The 17,968-nt window shown below is 40.2% G+C and carries 18 protein-coding genes, 1 rRNA gene and 1 other annotated feature; all 19 genes read left to right on the forward strand.

Annotated features, from left to right (window positions below; translation table 11 throughout):
• Positions 1-2 precede the first annotated feature (2 nt).
• The 19 genes from rrf (at position 3) to secE (ending at position 17,834) form a co-directional block, all read left to right on the forward strand.
• A 5S ribosomal RNA gene (rrf, locus tag BN1082_RS25945) occupies positions 3-119 on the forward strand.
• A 539-nt stretch (positions 120-658) separates the two neighbouring features.
• Positions 659-1,120, forward strand: a complete 462-nt coding sequence (locus tag BN1082_RS25955) for a CtsR family transcriptional regulator (protein ID WP_090640170.1) — start codon at positions 659-661, stop codon at positions 1,118-1,120.
• A 27-nt stretch (positions 1,121-1,147) separates the two neighbouring features.
• Complete coding sequence (mcsA, locus tag BN1082_RS25960) at positions 1,148-1,696, forward strand: protein-arginine kinase activator protein McsA (protein WP_090640173.1); 549 nt, start codon at positions 1,148-1,150, stop codon at positions 1,694-1,696.
• A gap of 1 nt (position 1,697) precedes the next feature.
• Positions 1,698-2,762, forward strand: coding sequence for a protein-arginine kinase McsB (gene mcsB / locus BN1082_RS25965; RefSeq protein WP_090640176.1), 1,065 nt, complete (start codon positions 1,698-1,700; stop codon positions 2,760-2,762).
• 12 nt (positions 2,763-2,774) lie between these two features.
• Complete coding sequence (clpC, locus tag BN1082_RS25970; RefSeq protein WP_090640178.1) at positions 2,775-5,219, forward strand: ATP-dependent protease ATP-binding subunit ClpC; 2,445 nt, start codon at positions 2,775-2,777, stop codon at positions 5,217-5,219.
• A 108-nt stretch (positions 5,220-5,327) separates the two neighbouring features.
• Complete coding sequence (gene radA, locus BN1082_RS25975) at positions 5,328-6,707, forward strand: DNA repair protein RadA (RefSeq protein ID WP_090640182.1); 1,380 nt, start codon at positions 5,328-5,330, stop codon at positions 6,705-6,707.
• Between the two features lie 3 nt (positions 6,708-6,710).
• Positions 6,711-7,784, forward strand: coding sequence for a DNA integrity scanning diadenylate cyclase DisA (gene disA, locus BN1082_RS25980; protein ID WP_090640185.1), 1,074 nt, complete (start codon positions 6,711-6,713; stop codon positions 7,782-7,784).
• 216 nt (positions 7,785-8,000) lie between these two features.
• Complete coding sequence (locus BN1082_RS25985) at positions 8,001-9,089, forward strand: PIN/TRAM domain-containing protein (protein ID WP_090640187.1); 1,089 nt, start codon at positions 8,001-8,003, stop codon at positions 9,087-9,089.
• A 148-nt stretch (positions 9,090-9,237) separates the two neighbouring features.
• Positions 9,238-9,924 carry a 2-C-methyl-D-erythritol 4-phosphate cytidylyltransferase gene (gene ispD, locus BN1082_RS25990; protein WP_090640190.1) on the forward strand — a complete coding sequence of 229 codons (687 nt, stop codon included), beginning with the start codon at positions 9,238-9,240 and terminating at the stop codon, positions 9,922-9,924.
• 15 nt (positions 9,925-9,939) lie between these two features.
• The gene (ispF, locus tag BN1082_RS25995) at positions 9,940-10,428 is read left to right on the forward strand and encodes a 2-C-methyl-D-erythritol 2,4-cyclodiphosphate synthase (protein ID WP_090640191.1); all 489 of its coding nucleotides are present in this window, start codon (positions 9,940-9,942) and stop codon (positions 10,426-10,428) included.
• A gap of 386 nt (positions 10,429-10,814) precedes the next feature.
• Positions 10,815-12,272 carry a glutamate--tRNA ligase gene (gene gltX, locus BN1082_RS26000; protein ID WP_090640194.1) on the forward strand — a complete coding sequence of 486 codons (1,458 nt, stop codon included), beginning with the start codon at positions 10,815-10,817 and terminating at the stop codon, positions 12,270-12,272.
• A 47-nt stretch (positions 12,273-12,319) separates the two neighbouring features.
• Positions 12,320-12,578, forward strand: a binding site (T-box leader).
• 319 nt (positions 12,579-12,897) lie between these two features.
• Complete coding sequence (gene cysE, locus BN1082_RS26005) at positions 12,898-13,566, forward strand: serine O-acetyltransferase (RefSeq protein ID WP_090640197.1); 669 nt, start codon at positions 12,898-12,900, stop codon at positions 13,564-13,566.
• On the forward strand, positions 13,547-14,944 hold the full coding sequence (gene cysS, locus BN1082_RS26010) for a cysteine--tRNA ligase (protein WP_090640199.1): 1,398 nt from the start codon (positions 13,547-13,549) through the stop codon (positions 14,942-14,944). Before cysE ends, cysS begins: the two co-directional genes overlap by 20 nt.
• A gap of 3 nt (positions 14,945-14,947) precedes the next feature.
• Positions 14,948-15,373 (forward strand): Mini-ribonuclease 3, encoded by a 426-nt coding sequence (locus BN1082_RS26015; RefSeq protein ID WP_090640202.1) that lies wholly within the window; start codon positions 14,948-14,950, stop codon positions 15,371-15,373.
• Positions 15,370-16,113, forward strand: coding sequence for a 23S rRNA (guanosine(2251)-2'-O)-methyltransferase RlmB (gene rlmB / locus BN1082_RS26020; RefSeq protein WP_090640204.1), 744 nt, complete (start codon positions 15,370-15,372; stop codon positions 16,111-16,113). The genes BN1082_RS26015 and rlmB overlap by 4 nt, the downstream gene beginning before the upstream one ends.
• Positions 16,114-16,115: 2 nt before the next feature.
• Positions 16,116-16,625: an NYN domain-containing protein gene (locus tag BN1082_RS26025; RefSeq protein ID WP_090640207.1), complete on the forward strand. Its 510-nt coding sequence runs from the start codon at positions 16,116-16,118 to the stop codon at positions 16,623-16,625.
• Positions 16,626-16,694: 69 nt separating this feature from the next.
• The gene (gene sigH / locus BN1082_RS26030; RefSeq protein WP_090640210.1) at positions 16,695-17,345 is read left to right on the forward strand and encodes an RNA polymerase sporulation sigma factor SigH; all 651 of its coding nucleotides are present in this window, start codon (positions 16,695-16,697) and stop codon (positions 17,343-17,345) included.
• A gap of 111 nt (positions 17,346-17,456) precedes the next feature.
• The gene (gene rpmG, locus BN1082_RS26035; protein WP_090640213.1) at positions 17,457-17,603 is read left to right on the forward strand and encodes a 50S ribosomal protein L33; all 147 of its coding nucleotides are present in this window, start codon (positions 17,457-17,459) and stop codon (positions 17,601-17,603) included.
• A gap of 48 nt (positions 17,604-17,651) precedes the next feature.
• Complete coding sequence (gene secE / locus BN1082_RS26040; RefSeq protein WP_090640217.1) at positions 17,652-17,834, forward strand: preprotein translocase subunit SecE; 183 nt, start codon at positions 17,652-17,654, stop codon at positions 17,832-17,834.
• The last annotated feature ends 134 nt before the right edge of the window (positions 17,835-17,968 follow it).

Raw genomic sequence — 17,968 nt, forward strand, 5'->3', positions numbered from 1 at the left:
AGTCTGGTGGCGATAGCGAGAAGGTCACACCCGTTCCCATACCGAACACGGAAGTTAAGCTTCTCAGCGCTGATGGTAGTTGGGGGCTATCCCCCTGTGAGAGTAAGACGTTGCCAGGCAAATGAATAAAAGACAACCGAATTTGGTTGTCTTTTTTGTATTTTATTACTATTTTTTTAAAAATCACTACTTTTAACAGCAAATTGTTCTAGTTTTTGACTGTGAATTAAATTATATGCGCGAATCTAAAGGTGATATGCGCAAATTTTAAAATATATGCGCGAAAAATTCATTTTATGCGCGAAAAGTACAGTATTATGCGCGAATCGAAAAAATCATCAGTAAATTTATAACATTTTCAGTTGCTTTTTCAATTTATCTGCGAATCCGAGTAATATATCCGCGAATCGAATCCAACCGATATATCCGCGAAATCCCAAAAAACTCGCCCACAACCACCTCACCCCAAAAAACTCAACCCATCCCATCTCCCAATTCCACAACCTCAAATAATTCCAACGCAGAAACAAAAACATCTTTCCCATGTTTCACAACCCTAAGATTTGGAGAAAATCATTAGTAACAGAATCGTTGCAACACCACTTAATATTGAGTATAATTTAAGTCAAATATAGTCAAAGTCAGAGGGGGTGGAAGGATGAGAAACATCTCCGATATTATTGAGAACTATTTAAAAAAAGTGTTAGAAATGAGTGAGGATGACCTTGTTGAAATAAAGAGAAGTGAAATTGCTGATAAGTTTCAATGTGTACCCTCGCAAATAAACTATGTGATTAACACCAGATTTACGATTGAAAGAGGATATATTGTAGAGAGTAAACGAGGTGGCGGCGGCTATATTCGAATTATTAAGGTCCAATCCCATGATTTAGCACATTTAATCGACCATTTGCTATCATTGTTTGATAATAGAATCAGCCAAGCAAGTGCTGAGGATGTTATTATTAGACTAGTGCAAGAAAGCATAATAACCAATCGTGAAGCCAAAATTATGCTAAGTGTAATTGACCGTTCTGTATTATATATTGATCTTCCTTATCGCGATGAACTAAGAGCAAGAATGTTAAGGGCGATGTTAACAACGATAAAGTATAAATAACTTTTTGCATGCGGGAGAGGTGAGAAAATGAATTGCCAGGAATGTAATCAAAGGCCTGCATCATTGCATTTTACCAAAATTATTAATGGTGAAAAAACAGAATTCCATCTTTGTGAAAAGTGTGCGCAAGAAAAAGGTGACATGTTTATTTTTAATGGGGGATCAGGGTTTGCCTTTAATAACCTATTGGCAGGGTTATTAAATATTGATCTTTCTTTTCAAGAGTCCGATCAAAATCCGTTTCATCAAGAGGAAATTCTCCAATGTAATCACTGTGAGATGACATTCCCGCAATTTCTAAAGGTGGGTCGTTTTGGATGTGCTCATTGCTATGAAACATTTAAGGATCAACTTAATCCTGTTTTAGGACGTCTGCATAGTGGTAATTTGTCTCATAGCGGGAAAATCCCAAAACGAATGGGTGGAGGAATTTCTCTAAAGAAAAAAATGGAGGAATTAAAGTTGCAATTAAGAAGCTCCATTTTACATGAAGAGTTTGAACAGGCTGCGCAATTGAGAGATGAAATCCGAACAATAGAAAAGAAATTGGCGGAAAGTCTAGAGGGAGGAGAATAACTTGTCACTCGAAAGATTTATCAATCATGCAGTGAGCTCTTGGATGACAGCAGAAGGACCTGATTCAGATATTGTTCTAAGCTCCCGAGTCCGTTTAGCCCGAAATCTTGATCAGTATAAATTTCCAACTTTATTCTCACCTGATGAAGCTAAACAAATTATTAATAGTATGGAAAGTATAGTAAGAGATACTGATGATAGCAACAGGATGGACTTACTTAAAATGGATGAAATGCAACCTTTGCAGAAAAGGGTGTTAGTTGAAAAGCATTTAATCAGTCCTCACCTCGCTGAAGATTCACCTTATGGGGCAGTTTTAATAACCGAAAACGAAGAAGTTAGTATTATGATTAATGAAGAGGATCATTTACGGATTCAATGTTTGTATCCAGGATTACAATTATCAGAAGCTCTAGAAACAGCTAATCAAATTGATGATTGGGTTGAGAGTCATATTCAATATGCATTTGATGAAAAGCATGGATATTTAACTAGCTGTCCGACTAATGTTGGAACTGGACTCCGAGCTTCCGTAATGATGCATTTACCGGGTTTAATCCTTACACAGCAGATTAATCGGATTATTCCAGCCATTAACCAGTTAGGGCTAGTGGTAAGGGGAATTTATGGGGAAGGTAGTGAAGCTCTAGGTAATATATTTCAAATCTCCAATCAAATTACTCTAGGAAAATCAGAAGAAGACATTTGTCGTGATTTAAAAGGGGTTGTCAGCCAGTTAATTTCACAGGAAAGATCATCACGTGAAGCATTACGCAAGACTTCAAACATACAATTAGAAGATAGAGTATTTCGATCTTACGGTGTTTTAACGAATAGTCGAATCATAGAATCAAAAGAAGCAGCCAAATGCTTATCAGACGTACAACTAGGTATTGATATGGGCTATATTAAAAATCTGTCCAAGAAAATTCTAGTTGAGCTTATGATTTTAACTCAGCCTGGTTTTCTACAACAATATGCAGGAGGTCCCTTAAGGCCGTATGACCGAGATATTAGACGTGCTGCTTTAATTAGGGAACGATTAAATATGGAATTCAATAGGTGAGGAGGAAAAAAGATGATGTTTGGTCGATTTACTGAAAGGGCTCAAAAGGTTTTAGCGTTAGCGCAGGAAGAAGCGATCCGACTTGGACATAATAATATTGGGACTGAGCATGTATTATTGGGTCTGGTTCGGGAAGGTGAAGGAATAGCAGCAAAAGCACTTTATGGACTTGGACTTGGTTCTGATAAAATTCAGAAGGAAGTTGAAAATTTAATTGGCAAAGGACAAGAAACTTCCCAAACGATTCATTATACACCAAGAGCAAAAAAAGTAATTGAACTGTCGATGGATGAAGCGCGTAAGCTAGGACATTCTTATGTTGGTACAGAGCATATTTTGCTTGGCTTGATTCGAGAAGGAGAAGGCGTTGCGGCACGCGTCCTCAACAATTTAGGCGTCAGTCTAAATAAAGCGCGTCAGCAGGTACTACAGCTTTTAGGAAGCAATGAGTCAGGCGGACATCAGGGGGGTACATCTGTAAGTGCAAACACTCCAACTCTTGATAGTCTTGCACGCGACTTAACTGCAATCGCTAGAGAGGGAAGCCTCGACCCTGTCATTGGCCGCAGTAAAGAAATTCAGAGAGTGATTGAAGTATTAAGCCGCCGGACGAAAAATAACCCCGTATTAATTGGTGAACCGGGTGTAGGGAAAACAGCGATTGCTGAAGGTTTAGCTCAGCAAATTGTAAATAATGAAGTTCCAGAAATCCTTCGCGATAAGCGGGTTATGACTCTTGATATGGGAACGGTTGTAGCAGGTACGAAATATCGCGGTGAATTTGAGGATCGCTTAAAAAAAGTAATGGATGAAATTCGCCAGGCCGGTAATATTATTCTTTTCATCGATGAGCTTCACACCTTAATCGGGGCAGGCGGAGCAGAAGGCGCGATTGATGCCTCCAATATTTTAAAGCCGTCCCTTGCCCGCGGAGAACTGCAATGTATTGGTGCGACTACACTGGACGAATATCGCAAGTACATTGAAAAAGATGCTGCGCTTGAGCGCCGCTTTCAACCAATTCGTGTGGATGAACCAACTGCAGAGGAATCTGTTCAAATTTTACAAGGCTTGCGTGACCGCTATGAAGCACATCACCGCGTATCGATCACTGATGAAGCGATTGAAGCGGCTGTTAAGCTGTCTGATCGCTACATTTCTGACCGATTCCTGCCAGATAAGGCCATTGATTTAATTGATGAAGCAGGCTCAAAGGTACGCCTCCGTTCCTACACGACTCCTCCTAATTTAAAAGAATTAGAGGTTAAGTTAGAGGAAGTGCGGAAAGAGAAGGATGCTGCTGTCCAAAGTCAGGAGTTTGAAAAGGCGGCTTCTCTAAGGGATACGGAACAGCGCCTACGCGAACAGTTGGAAGAAACGAAGAAAAGCTGGAAGGAAAAGCAAGGAAAAGAAAACAACCAAGTAACCGTTGAAGATATTGCAAGTGTAGTTTCAAGCTGGACGGGAGTTCCTGTTTCAAAGCTTGCTGAAACGGAAACCGCTAAGCTGCTTAATTTGGAGGATATTTTACATTCACGGGTAATTGGTCAAGAAGAAGCGGTCATAGCTGTTGCCAAAGCCGTCCGTCGTGCTCGGGCAGGACTAAAGGATCCAAAACGTCCGATTGGTTCTTTCATTTTCCTTGGTCCTACCGGTGTAGGGAAAACTGAGCTTGCCCGTGCCCTTGCAGAGGCAATGTTTGGCGATGAAGATGCAATGATTCGGATTGATATGTCGGAATACATGGAGAAGCATTCCACTTCGCGCCTCGTTGGTTCACCTCCAGGATATGTAGGCTATGAAGAAGGCGGTCAATTAACAGAAAAGGTTCGGAGAAAACCGTATTCCGTGATCCTGCTGGATGAAATTGAAAAAGCTCATCCGGATGTTTTCAATATTTTACTTCAGGTTCTTGAAGATGGACGTTTGACAGATTCAAAGGGTAGAACTGTTGATTTCCGCAATACTGTCCTAATTATGACGTCCAATGTTGGAGCAGAAGCACTAAAACGAAACAAGTATGTAGGCTTTAATATTCAAGATACCGCTACAAGGGATTACAAGGATATGAAGAGTAAAGTGATGGATGAATTAAAGAAAGCATTCCGTCCTGAGTTCTTGAACAGAATTGATGAAATTATTGTTTTCCATTCGCTGGAGAAAAAACATCTGGAAGAAATTGTGACGCTTCTTTCCGACCAATTGGTTAAACGTTTAAAGGAACAGCACATTTCTCTAGAATTAACGGAAGAGGCAAAGGCTAAGATTTCACAGGAAGGCTATGATCCTGAATACGGTGCTAGACCACTGCGCCGCGCTATTCAGAAGCATATTGAAGACAGACTTTCTGAAGAGCTGTTAAAAGGCACAGTTTTAACAGGACAGCATGTTATTATCGACGTAGAGAAGGGAGACTTTATAGTTAAAAAGGCTAAGAAAGCCAGCTTAGCAAAATAAAAAGTCTCAAGCAAACTTACGGTCTCATTGACAGAGGTACACGTGAATACAATCAAATCGTGTATCTCTTTTTTTATTTGAGTACTGTCAAGAGTGAGGTAGAAATAAATGGTAAAAAGAAAAACCAAGTTTATGTGTCAGGAGTGCGGCTATGAATCGCCAAAATGGATGGGAAAATGTCCTGGATGCGGTCAGTGGAATAAGATGGTCGAGGAAGTAGAGGTAGTGGGTGCCACAAGAAGAGGGGCGTTTGCCCATTCCCAGGGCGGCACTGTTGTTTCCAAACCCACTCCGATCACTACGATTGAAACAGGAAGTGAACCAAGAATTCTCACAGAATTAAATGAATTGAATCGTGTCCTTGGCGGCGGTGTAGTGAGGGGGTCGTTGGTCTTGATTGGCGGTGATCCCGGTATTGGAAAGTCCACACTCCTGCTTCAGGTTTCTTCACAGCTTGCAACAAAAGGCAATAAAGTTTTATACATATCCGGGGAGGAATCACTTAGGCAAACAAAGCTTCGTGCTGAGCGCTTAGCTATATCCTCGGAAAATTTATTTGTTTATTCCGAAACAAATCTGGAGGAAATTAATCGTACGATAGAGGAGACGAATCCTAGCTTTGTGATTATTGATTCAATCCAAACGGTTTTTCATCCGGATGTAACTTCTGCTCCGGGCAGTGTTTCCCAAGTAAGAGAATGTACTGCGGAATTGATGAGAATTGGAAAAACAAAGGGAATTGCAATTTTCATTGTCGGTCATGTGACAAAAGAAGGGTCAATTGCCGGTCCAAGACTGTTAGAGCATATGGTGGATACTGTTTTGTATTTTGAAGGAGAAAGGCATCATACGTATCGCATTTTAAGGGCTGTCAAAAATCGTTTTGGTTCAACAAACGAAATGGGTATTTTCGAGATGAAGGAATTTGGATTAGAGGAGGTTGAAAATCCATCTGAAATTTTCCTTGAAGAGCGGTCGCGGGGAGCAGCAGGGTCAACGGTCGTGGCTTCTATGGAAGGAACGCGTCCGGTTCTTGTGGAAATTCAGGCATTGATTTCGCCGACAAGCTTTGGAAATCCTCGAAGAATGGCAACAGGAATTGACCAAACCAGGGTGCCGCTATTAATGGCTGTCCTCGAAAAACGAGCAGGTATGCTGCTGCAGAATCAGGATGCCTATTTAAAAGTTGCTGGAGGAGTAAAATTAGATGAACCCGCCATTGATTTAGCTGTTGCTGTGAGTATTGCCTCAAGCTTTCGTGATCAACCAACAAGACCGACAGACTGTATTATTGGGGAGGTAGGGCTTACAGGAGAAGTGAGAAGAGTTTCACGAATAGAGCAGCGCGTACAGGAAGCAGCGAAGCTTGGCTTCGAGCGGGTTATTTTACCTGCTAACAATCTCAGCGGCTGGAAAGGACCTAGGGGAGTTGAATTAATAGGTGTTTCTTCTGTAAATGAAGCGTTAAGAGTAGCTTTAGGAGGGTAGCTAATGGAAAATAAAAAGCTTGGTGAGCACTCAATGAATGACGTGTTGCAGTTTGTCGCCCCAGGAGCGCCAATTCGAGAAGGAATAGACAATGTGCTAAGGGCGAAAACGGGTGGACTCATTGTTGTTGGTTATAATGAAAAGGTAAGAGCGATTGTAGACGGAGGATTTCAATTAAACTGTCCTTTTTCCCCTAGCTTTTTATATGAATTAGCCAAAATGGATGGAGCCATCATTCTAAATGAATTTGGAAATAAAATTCTCTTTGCCAATGCCCAGCTGGCACCTGACTCCACTATTCCCTCATCTGAAACAGGAATGCGTCATCGAACGGCCGAGAGGGTTGCGAAGCAAACTAAAGCGCTTGTCATCGCCATTTCACAAAGGAGAAATGTCATAACTTTATATCAAGGTAATTTTCGTTATGCTTTAAAGGACATCGGTGTGATTTTCACTAAAGCAAATCAAGCGATTCAGACGCTTGAAAAATACAAGACGGTCCTTGGGCGGAGTATTACAAATTTAAGTATCCTGGAGTTTGAAGAATCGGTTACCTATAATGATTTTTTGCTTGTTCTTCACCGCTTTGAAATGGTATTAAAAATCAAAAATGAATTATTAACTTATTTAAATGAGCTAGGGACAGAAGGTCGCCTTATTCGCCTGCAAATGGATGAAATTTTACCCGATTTGGAAAGGGAAACGATATTGATCATTAAAGACTATGCATTTGAGCGAGACATCAAAGCACAGGAAATTCTCCAAAGAATACAGGCAATAACCGGCAACGAAACTATTGAAGATATGGCTCTGTTAAAATTGATGGGGTACGTTGGCTATGTTCATTTAGATGAAAATAAATGCCCGCGTGGTTACAGGATATTAAATAAAATTCCTCGCCTTCCTGCTGTGATTATCGAAAACCTTATTACAAGATTTGGTATTCTCTCAAATATTATTTCGGCAACAGTGGAAGAATTGGATGAAGTAGAAGGAATTGGGGAAGTTCGTGCAAAAAAAATTAAAGAGGGCTTTAAACTGATGAAGGAACGCCTTTTCACGGAACGACATCTGTAGAAAGCATTGAAATCAGCAATTTTCTATGCTAAAATATTAAATTTCTATTTGTTTGACACATGATTTTCGAAAATGCTACCCTATGAGAAGGAAATAGATTTCCTTTTATCCGAAAATAGCCCTATGTTGCAAATTGGTTACATTTTGGAAAAATATTATTTAATGAAGGTTTCAATTTTACGAATATGTTTATAATGAGTAAAGGAGGTGAAGGGATTGTTAAAACGAATTGTTCAAGTTTGCTTCCTTATCATTGGAGGAACACTCGGGATATTGCTGATCCCAGAATTATTAAAATTAATGAATATGAATAACATTCCCATTGTCAGTAACTCATATGTTGCCGCTATTTTAGGTGCTATTATTTTTTATCTTATTACTTTTTGGGCAGTTGATTATGTATTTGAATTTATTAAATGGGCGGAGGATTCTCTGATCAAAATTCCTGTCACAGATGTGCTTTTTGGAAGTGTTGGGTTAATTTTTGGACTAATAGTAGCCTTTTTAATTGGTTTTGCTTTAAATGCTGTTCAAGTACCGATTTTACATGCTATCGCACCTATTTTATTGACATTGCTTTTTGGGTATCTTGGTTTTCAGGTAGGGTTTAAAAAGAGAGATGAACTTTTGGGTCTGTTTACGAACCGTATTGGTAAGAAAAAATCCGGTGAAGAGGAAAATGAAAAAGCCGAAAGCCACTCATTGAAAATTCTAGATACGAGCGTTATAATCGACGGTCGTGTTGCGGACATCTGTCAGACAGGCTTTTTAGAAGGAACGATTGTGATTCCACAATTTGTGCTTGCGGAACTTCAGCATATTGCTGATTCTTCTGATGTTTTAAAAAGAAACCGCGGTCGCAGAGGTTTGGATATTTTAAACCGAATTCAAAAAGAACTGGCAATTAAAGTGGAAATTTATGAGGGTGATTTTGAGGAAATACAAGAAGTGGACAGCAAGCTGGTTAAGCTGGCGAAAATAACAAGTGGGATTCTTGTTACGAACGATTTCAACCTGAATAAAGTCTGTGAATTGCAAAATGTATCGGTTTTAAACATTAATGATTTAGCCAATGCTGTGAAGCCGGTTGTTCTTCCTGGTGAAGAATTAGCGGTTCAAGTTATCAAGGATGGTAAAGAGTATCATCAGGGCGTTGCTTATTTAGATGATGGTACGATGATTGTCGTCGAAGAAGGAAGAGAATATATCGGAAAACGAATTGAGGTTCTTGTTACAAGCGTTCTTCAGACATCGGCTGGCAGAATGATTTTTGCCAAACCGAAATTATTAGAAAAAGCTTTGTAGCAAGAAAAGCGGAAGCGCCTTGGTCAGGGGCGACAGGCATAAGACAAGCCTGCATGAAGGTTGCTTTTTAACCTTCAGGACGGATTGGCTTATGACCCCGAGCCCCTAGGCGCTGGAGCTAGACAGAAAGAGAGATTGGGGTTTTTATATGACTTACCAGGTCATTCTACCGGCCGCGGGTCAGGGGAAAAGAATGGGAGCAGGGAAAAATAAACTCTTATTAGAGTTAAATGGAGTTCCTGTTTTAATCCATACCTTAAAAGTATTTGAGGAAGATGCGCTTTGCAATCGCATCATTTTAGCCATTCATCCTCAAGATGAAATGGAATTTAAGGAATTAATAAAAAAATATCATATTCATAAAGAAATCAAGTTCGTACATGGAGGCCCTGAACGTCAGCATAGCATATATAATGCACTGAAAACCGTCCATCCTGAAGGGATCATTCTCGTCCATGATGCTGCCCGCCCTTTTATTCAAAAAAAGCAGATTCATCTGTTGGTTCAAAAGGCAAACGAAACGGGTGCTGCGATTATTGGTGTACCTGCCAAGGATACAATGAAAAAGGTACACAATGGGGTAATAGTAGAAACTGTCGAACGATCTAGCTTGTGGGTAATACAAACCCCACAAGCTTTTCGTATTTCGTTGTTGCATGCAGCCTATAAAAGAGCAGAGGACGACCATTTTATTGGAACGGATGACTCCAGTTTAGTGGAAAGAATCTCCCACCCTGTCTCAATTGTCGAAGGGGATTATGATAATATTAAGCTGACAACACCTGAAGATTTATTTTTTGCAGAAGCTATTTTAAAGAAAAGAAATCGGGGGTAAAAAGGAGTTTTGCAGATGTATCGAATTGGACAGGGCTTTGATGTCCATCAATTAACGGAGGGACGCCCCCTCATTATTGGCGGGATCACCATACCTTATGATAAAGGTCTTTTAGGTCATTCAGATGCGGATGTCCTGCTGCATACGATATCCGACGCCTGTCTTGGTGCTATTGGAGAAGGGGATATCGGGAAGCATTTTCCTGACACGGATCCAAACTTTAAAGATGCCGATTCCGCAAAGTTAATGGAACATGTGTGGAGCCTCGTAAAGGAAAAAGGGTATGAACTTGTTAATGCAGATTGTACAATAATCGCTCAAAAACCCAAAATGGCTCCATACATTGAACAAATGAAAGCTAGAATTGCTGAATTACTTGAAGCATCACCAGAGCAAGTGAATGTAAAAGCAACCACGACAGAAAAATTAGGTTTCACAGGCCGGGGAGAAGGGATTGCCTCCCAGGCAGTGGTTTTATTAGCCCGTGTTAAAGGTCATTGTTGATTTTTGAACTATGTTGATTGGAGCAGAAGGCGCGAGATCCTCGAAAATGCTAACGCATTTCCTTCGTGCGGTGATGATTCTTGGAAGCTTATTCAACGTCCTGCGGGAGTACGGGGCAAGGGAGACCCCACAGGCGCTTAAGCGCCGAGGAGGCTCCCCGGAACGCCCGCGGAAAGCGAAGTGCCTGGAGCGCAAATCAACAGGCAAGTTTAACATAGCTTTTTATTAAAAAAGGTTGGTATTTAACTTTGCTGTGTTCATACTCAGTGGTAAAATAAATCGTATGAAAAATGAAAAGTTGTCTTGCTACATCGCCTATAGGCTTTTAGGACTACAGTCCCTAGGCAATACGCTTGCGCTTTTCTGAATTGGAGGCTTTAAACAAAATGGGAAAAGAAGTTCGTGTTAGGTATGCACCAAGTCCAACCGGATTTTTACATATTGGAAATGCCCGTACGGCCCTTTTCAATTATTTATTTGCCCGCAGCAAACAAGGTAAATTTATAATCCGGATTGAAGATACCGATCAAAAGCGGAACATTGAAGGCGGCGAAGAAAGCCAATTAAAGTATTTGAAATGGCTTGGAATGGATTGGGATGAAAGTGTCGATGTCGGCGGAGAATACGGACCATATCGGCAATCTGAACGAAATGACATTTATCAAGAATACTACCATCAAATGTTAGAGAACGGTCAGGCTTATAAATGTTATTGTACGGAAGAAGAGCTTGAAAGAGAGCGCGAAGAACAATTAGCAAAAGGCGAAACTCCGCAATACTCCGGAAGATGCCGTCATTTAACAGCAGAACAACGTCAGCAGCTTGAAAATGAAGGCCGACAACCAAGCATTCGTATTTTAGTTCCGGAAGGACATACGTATACGTTTGATGATATGGTAAAGGGTACCGTTTCATTTGAATCTGAAGGTTTAGGCGATTGGGTCATGGTCAAAAAGGATGGCATCCCAACCTATAATTTTGCTGTTTCAATTGATGACCATTTAATGGAGATCTCTCATGTACTGCGCGGGGATGACCATATTTCTAATACGCCGAAGCAGTTGATGGTGTATGAAGCATTGGGCTGGGAACCGCCAATATTTGGTCACATGACGTTAATTGTAAACGAAAGCCGCAGAAAATTAAGTAAGCGGGATGGGTCAATTATTCAGTTCATTGAACAATACGAAGAATTAGGCTACCTTCCTGAAGCATTATTTAACTTTATTACTTTGCTTGGTTGGTCTCCTGCCGGCGAGGAAGAAATCTATTCGATAGATGAGTTTATCGAGATCTTTGATGCAAACCGCTTATCTAAATCACCTGCCTTATTTGATAAGCACAAGCTTACCTGGATGAACAACCAATACATGAAGAAGGTTGACCTTGACCGGGTGGTAGACCTTGCGTTGCCTCATTTAATAAAAGCAGGAAGATTAAGTGAAAATCTTAGCGAGGAAGAAAGACAATGGGTACGAAGCCTAGTATCGCTTTTACAGGAAAAAATGAGCTTTGGTGCAGAAATCGTTGAACTTTCGGATATGTTCTTTAATGACGTGGCAGAAACTGAAGAAGAGGCGAAGGAAATATTAGCAGGGGAACAAGTCCCGGAAGTATTAAAGGCTTTCTCTCATGAACTTGATCAGTTAGAACACTTCGAAGCTGAAGGAATAAAGGCAGCGATGAAGGCTGTTCAAAAAGCAACCGGACAAAAGGGAAAAAATCTCTTTATGCCAATTCGAGCTGCTGTAACAGGACAAACACATGGTCCAGATTTGCCGAAGTCAATTGAATTATTAGGAAAAACAAAGGTTCAAAACCGAATTCAAAAAATAATTAGTTAACATTAAAGGAAAAATATAATATAGTAAAAGAAATAACTTTATACGAATAATTAGCGTTGAAGAGGATAAGTAAAAAAATGAAGCTTTAAAGAGAGAACCATCACCGGCTGAAAGTGGTTTAGGCCTCTCATTTTTTGAAATGCACCTCTGAGCCCCATTTTGAAAAGACTCTGATCTGAGTAGATTTGGGCGGACCCCTTCCGTTAACAGGTTAAAGTGAGACCGATATTAAGCTATATGCAAATGATTTGCTTGTATGATGCTTCGGTCTAATCAGAGTGGAACCACGTAAATAGCGTCTCTGTCTATACGACAGAGGCGTTTTTTTATTGGCTGTGTTAAAGGTCATTGTTGATTTTTGAAACTATGTTGATTGGAGCGGAGGGCACGAGATCCTCGAAAATGCTATCGCCTTCGTGCGGTGTTGATTCAAAGATGCTGATTCAACGTCCTGCGGGAGTAAGGGGCAGGGGAGACCCCACAGGCGCTCAAGCGCCGAGTAGGCTCCCCGGAACGCCCGCGGCAAGCGAAGCGTCTGGAGCGCAAATCAACGGGCAAGTTTAACACAGCCTTTTTATTAGAAGGCAAGGGGAGTTTTTATTAAAAAATAATGGGGGAATCAACCATGTTCAAACGGTTGAGAGAAGACATTGAAGTTGTTTTTGAACAAGACCCTTCAGCTAGAACTTACTTGGAAGTGATCCTAACCTATTCAGGCTTACATGCAATTTGGGCACACCGAATTGCACATGCATTTTACAAGCGAAGGCTTTATTTTATCGCCAGAGTGATATCTCAGGCCAGTCGATTTCTTACAGGAATTGAAATTCATCCCGGTGCAAAAATAGGAAGAAGATTTTTTATTGATCATGGGATGGGGGTTGTCATTGGGGAAACGTGTGAAATCGGCGATAATGTTACGGTTTTCCAAGGGGTTACCCTTGGGGGGACGGGGAAAGAAAAAGGCAAGCGGCATCCAACAATAAAGGATAATGTCCTGATTTCCACTGGAGCAAAAGTGCTTGGTTCGATAACAATAGGTGAAAATTCCAAAGTTGGTGGAGGCTCTGTTGTATTAAAAGAGGTTCCCCCTAACTCAACAGTAGTTGGGATTCCGGGAAGGGTAGTTATCCAGGATGGAAAAAAAATAAAAAGGGATTTAAATCATTGTGATCTCCCAGATCCGATAGCCGATCGCTTTAAAGAAATGCAGGATGAACTAGATCAAATGAAGAAAGAATTAGCCCAATTAAAAGAAGAAAGGACTAAAATCAATGGCCATTCAACTTTATAATACACTGACTCGAAAAAAGGAAGATTTTGTACCGCTCGAAGAAGGAAAAGTAAAAATGTATGTTTGCGGTCCGACAGTCTATAATTATATTCATATAGGAAATGCCCGTCCGGCAATTGTTTTCGATACTGTCCGCCGCTATCTTGAATATAGAGGCTATAGTGTTCAATATGTTTCCAACTTCACTGATGTTGATGATAAGTTGATCCGGGCAGCCAATCAGCTGGGCGAAGATGTTCCGACAATTGCAGATCGTTTTATCAATGCCTACTTTGAAGATGTGAAAGCATTAGGCTGCAGAGCCGCAGATGTCCATCCTCGCGTCATGGAAAATATGGACATCATCATTGAATTTATTAGCCAGCTGATTGAAAAAGGGTATGCATATGAATCAGAAGGCGATGTTTATTTCCGGACAAGAAAGTTTGATACTTACGGTAAGCTTTCCCATCAATCGATTGACGAACTACGGGTAGGAGCACGGATTGAAGTAGGGGATAAGAAACAGGATGACTTAGATTTTGCTTTATGGAAAGCGGCCAAAGAAGGGGAAATCTTCTGGGAAAGTCCATGGGGAATAGGCAGACCGGGCTGGCATATCGAATGCTCGGCTATGGCGAAGAAATATCTTGGCGAAACCATTGATATCCATGCGGGAGGCCAGGATTTAACCTTCCCGCATCATGAAAATGAAATTGCGCAATCCGAAGCTCTTTCCGACAAAACCTTTTCTCGCTATTGGATGCATAATGGTTATATCAATATCGATAATGAAAAAATGTCAAAATCACTTGGGAATTTTGTTCTTGTCCATGACATTATCAAGAAACATAATCCACAGGTTTTACGATTCTTTATGTTATCTGTTCATTATCGAAACCCGATCAATTACAGCGAAGAATTATTAGATAGTACAAAGGCTGCTTTTGAACGATTAACAACCTCTTATCAAAATTTAAAGCATCGGAAAGAAGCGAGCTCAGGTCTGACAGAGGATAACCAAGAATGGTTTGATAAAATAGATGCATTAAGAGAACAATTTATTGTGGATATGGATGATGATTTTAATACAGCAAAAGGAATTTCCGTGTTATTTGAGCTTTCCAAGCTGGCAAATTACTATTTGTTAGAGAAAAATACGGCTGTAGAAGTCATCGATGCCTTCTTAAGCGAATTTGAACAATTATTTCATGTTTTAGGACTTACCCTTGAACAAGAAGAAATACTGGATGAAGAAATTGATGCGTTAATTGAAAAACGGATTCAGGCTCGTAAAGACCGCAACTTCCAATTATCCGATCAAATCAGAGACCAATTGAAGGATATGAATATTATTTTAGAGGATACACCACAGGGACCAAGATGGAAAAGAGGCTAATTCATGCTGGATTATGAAGGAAAAGTGGATGCAAACCAATTGAATAGCCTGGCACTTGCCTATATGGGTGACGCTGTATATGAAATTTATGTTAGGCGTCACCTCCTGCATAGCGGCAAAGTGAAGCCTAATCACTTACATCGAGAAGGGACAAGATATGTTTCCGCAAAAGCACAATGCCAGGCTTTATTTTATTTAATGAATGAAAATACTCTGAGTGAAGAAGAAATGGCAGTTGTTATAAGAGGAAGAAATGCAAAATCAAACACTGTTCCAAAAAATACCGATGTTCAAACCTATCACTACAGCACAGCGTTTGAAGCATTAATAGGATATCTGTATTTAAAAGATCAAAAAGAGAGACTAGAAGAGCTTATTTTAAAGGTCTTTGCATTCGTTGAGGAAAAGAAAGGAGGAATGACAGAATGAATCAAGAATATATTGTGGGGAAAAACCCAGTCATTGAAGCGTTAAAATCAAATCGGGATATTAATAAAATTTTAGTTGCTGAGGGCTCACAGCATGGGCAAATGCAGCAAATCACCCTGCTTGCCAAAGAAAGAAATGTTGTGATCCAATTTGTCCCTAAGAAAAAAATAGACCAAATCACCGATCAAAATCATCAGGGTGTTCTCGCCTATATTGCCGCGTACCAATATGCAGAAATGGATGATTTGTTCGCAGTAGCAGCGGAGAAAAATGAACCTCCTTTCTTTTTGTTATTGGACGAAATTGAGGACCCGCACAATCTTGGATCGATTATGAGAACGGCTGATGCGGTGGGTGCCCATGGCATTATTATTCCAAAGCGAAGAGCGGTTGGCCTGACAGCTACCGTAGCCAAAGCATCTACGGGAGCGATTGAATATATACCTGTTGTTCGCGTGACCAATATGGCGAGAACCATTGATGAGTTAAAAGAACGCGGGATTTGGATAGCTGGTACAGATGCAAAAGGGAAAGAAGATTATCGGCACTTTGATGGAGCACTCCCACTGGGCCTTGTTATCGGCAGCGAAGGAAAAGGGATGGGCCGTCTAGTCAGAGATAAATGCGATTTTCTCATACATTTGCCCATGGTAGGAAAAGTAACCTCCTTGAATGCATCTGTTGCTGCTGCCCTGTTAATGTACGAAGTCTACCGAAGACGAAATCCACTTGAGGGATAGATATGGACATTCTGCTTGTCGATGGATATAACATTATTGGAGCATGGCCAGAACTAAAAAGGCTAAGGGATCATGATTTACCCGCGGCAAGGGATCGATTAATCGAAAGAATGGCAGAATACCAAGCCTATTCCGGATATCGTGTGATAATTGTATTTGATGCTTATTATGTTCAGGGGACTGAAAAAAAGTATCGAAATCATAAGGTCGAAGTCATTTTTACGAGAGAGAACGAAACAGCAGATGAGCGGATTGAAAAAATGGCGATTAGCTTGGCAAATCGAAAAACGCAAATCCATGTAGCTACCTCTGATTTTACAGAGCAGTGGCAAATTTTTGGAAAAGGTGCATTAAGAAAATCCGCTCGTGAACTGCTTATTGAAATGGCGTCGATTGAAAAAGGAATCAATAAAAACGTAAAAAAAATCCAAGATAGACAACCTGCATATAAAATACCAATTAGTGATGAGATGGCTGAAATTTTTGAAAAGTGGCGCAGAGGGGAAAAATGATCGTTGACGCCCAAAAAATTCCTAATGTATAATATTGATAGCTATGCTTGTTCGGTGGAGGGGGATCTAGTGAGTACAGAATTCGGGACTAAAGTCAACGAGCAATTTTTTACGATGGATGATGAAGGAATTGTTGATTTTGTGCACCAAGGAGACAGTGAAGCATTGGATTATTTAATCCACAAGTATCGAAATTTTGTACGTGCCAAAGCGAGATCCTATTTTTTGGTCGGAGCAGATAAAGAGGATATTGTACAAGAAGGAATGATTGGTCTTTATAAGGCAATTCGTGACTTTCGTGAGGACAAACTCACTTCATTCAAGGCATTTGCCGAACTCTGTATTACGAGACAAATTATTACTGCCATTAAAACCGCTACAAGGCAAAAGCATATTCCTTTGAATTCCTATATTTCATTGGACAAGCCTATTTATGATGAAGAATCCGACCGAACATTGATGGATGTTTTGTCTGGGGCAAAGATTCTCGATCCTGAAGAACTGATCATCAATCAGGAAGAGTATGACCATATAGAGGTAAAAATGACTGAATTGTTGAGCGATTTAGAAAGAAAGGTGCTTGCCTTATACTTGGATGGTCAATCGTACCAAGAGATTTCTGAAGAACTAAATCGCCATGTAAAGTCAATTGATAACGCCCTGCAACGGGTTAAAAGGAAATTGGAAAGATATTTGGAGATTCGAGAGTTCTCGCTTTGAAAACTATTAATTTTTTCATTTATACGAAACAATTTTCATAGTATTGACAATAATTAGGGGTTGTGTTACATTTTTAAAGATGTAATAGGTCAATTTAATGAAGGTGTCAACATGAACAAGAAAGTTATTCTGGCATGTGTTGAATGCGGGTCACGTAATTACTCAACGGTCTCGGGCAAGACACAATCTGAAAGACTAGAATTGAAAAAATTCTGCAAGACATGCTCTTCTCATACCATCCACCGAGAAACAAAATAATTGAAATGAATTCTAGCAGTGTTATAAAGTTAGTTGGGGGTTACGAATATGCAACGCATAAAGAAGTTCTTCAGTGATGTTTTCCGTGAAATGAGAAAGGTTAGCTGGCCGAAGCGCAGTGAATTAGTTCGTTATACCGTTACTGTTATAGCAACTGTTGCTTTCTTTTCCATTTTCTTCGGGGTTATAGATTTAGGAATTTCAAAATTGATTCGTTTAATTCTTGAATAATAGATATTACTTCATGGTATAATGGTGAATAATGCAGGAAATTTTATCAAAAACCCGTTTCGCGGGTTTTTTAATTTGGAATAAGAAAAGTGGAAGCGCCTAGGCGCTGGAGCTGGACAAAAGAAAAGCGGGAG

The sequence above is a fragment of the Neobacillus massiliamazoniensis genome, assembly GCF_001048695.1.
GTDB classification, from domain to species: domain Bacteria; phylum Bacillota; class Bacilli; order Bacillales; family Cytobacillaceae; genus Neobacillus; species Neobacillus massiliamazoniensis.

Excerpts from the sequence above, each read along its gene's own strand:
- ispD (WP_090640190.1), top strand. The coding sequence starts at position 9,238 with ATGACTTACCAGGTCATTCTACCGGCCGCGGGTCAGGGGAAAAGAATG.
- BN1082_RS26025 (WP_090640207.1), top strand. The coding sequence starts at position 16,116 with ATGGACATTCTGCTTGTCGATGGATATAACATTATTGGAGCATGGCCA.
- cysS (WP_090640199.1), top strand. The coding sequence starts at position 13,547 with ATGGCCATTCAACTTTATAATACACTGACTCGAAAAAAGGAAGATTTT.
- rpmG (WP_090640213.1), top strand. The coding sequence starts at position 17,457 with ATGAACAAGAAAGTTATTCTGGCATGTGTTGAATGCGGGTCACGTAAT.
- gltX (WP_090640194.1), top strand. The coding sequence starts at position 10,815 with ATGGGAAAAGAAGTTCGTGTTAGGTATGCACCAAGTCCAACCGGATTT.
- mcsA (WP_090640173.1), top strand. The coding sequence starts at position 1,148 with ATGAATTGCCAGGAATGTAATCAAAGGCCTGCATCATTGCATTTTACC.
- BN1082_RS26015 (WP_090640202.1), top strand. The coding sequence starts at position 14,948 with ATGCTGGATTATGAAGGAAAAGTGGATGCAAACCAATTGAATAGCCTG.
- disA (WP_090640185.1), top strand. The coding sequence starts at position 6,711 with ATGGAAAATAAAAAGCTTGGTGAGCACTCAATGAATGACGTGTTGCAG.
- clpC (WP_090640178.1), top strand. The coding sequence starts at position 2,775 with ATGATGTTTGGTCGATTTACTGAAAGGGCTCAAAAGGTTTTAGCGTTA.
- radA (WP_090640182.1), top strand. The coding sequence starts at position 5,328 with ATGGTAAAAAGAAAAACCAAGTTTATGTGTCAGGAGTGCGGCTATGAA.
- rlmB (WP_090640204.1), top strand. The coding sequence starts at position 15,370 with ATGAATCAAGAATATATTGTGGGGAAAAACCCAGTCATTGAAGCGTTA.
- ispF (WP_090640191.1), top strand. The coding sequence starts at position 9,940 with ATGTATCGAATTGGACAGGGCTTTGATGTCCATCAATTAACGGAGGGA.
- secE (WP_090640217.1), top strand. The coding sequence starts at position 17,652 with ATGCAACGCATAAAGAAGTTCTTCAGTGATGTTTTCCGTGAAATGAGA.
- cysE (WP_090640197.1), top strand. The coding sequence starts at position 12,898 with ATGTTCAAACGGTTGAGAGAAGACATTGAAGTTGTTTTTGAACAAGAC.
- BN1082_RS25955 (WP_090640170.1), top strand. The coding sequence starts at position 659 with ATGAGAAACATCTCCGATATTATTGAGAACTATTTAAAAAAAGTGTTA.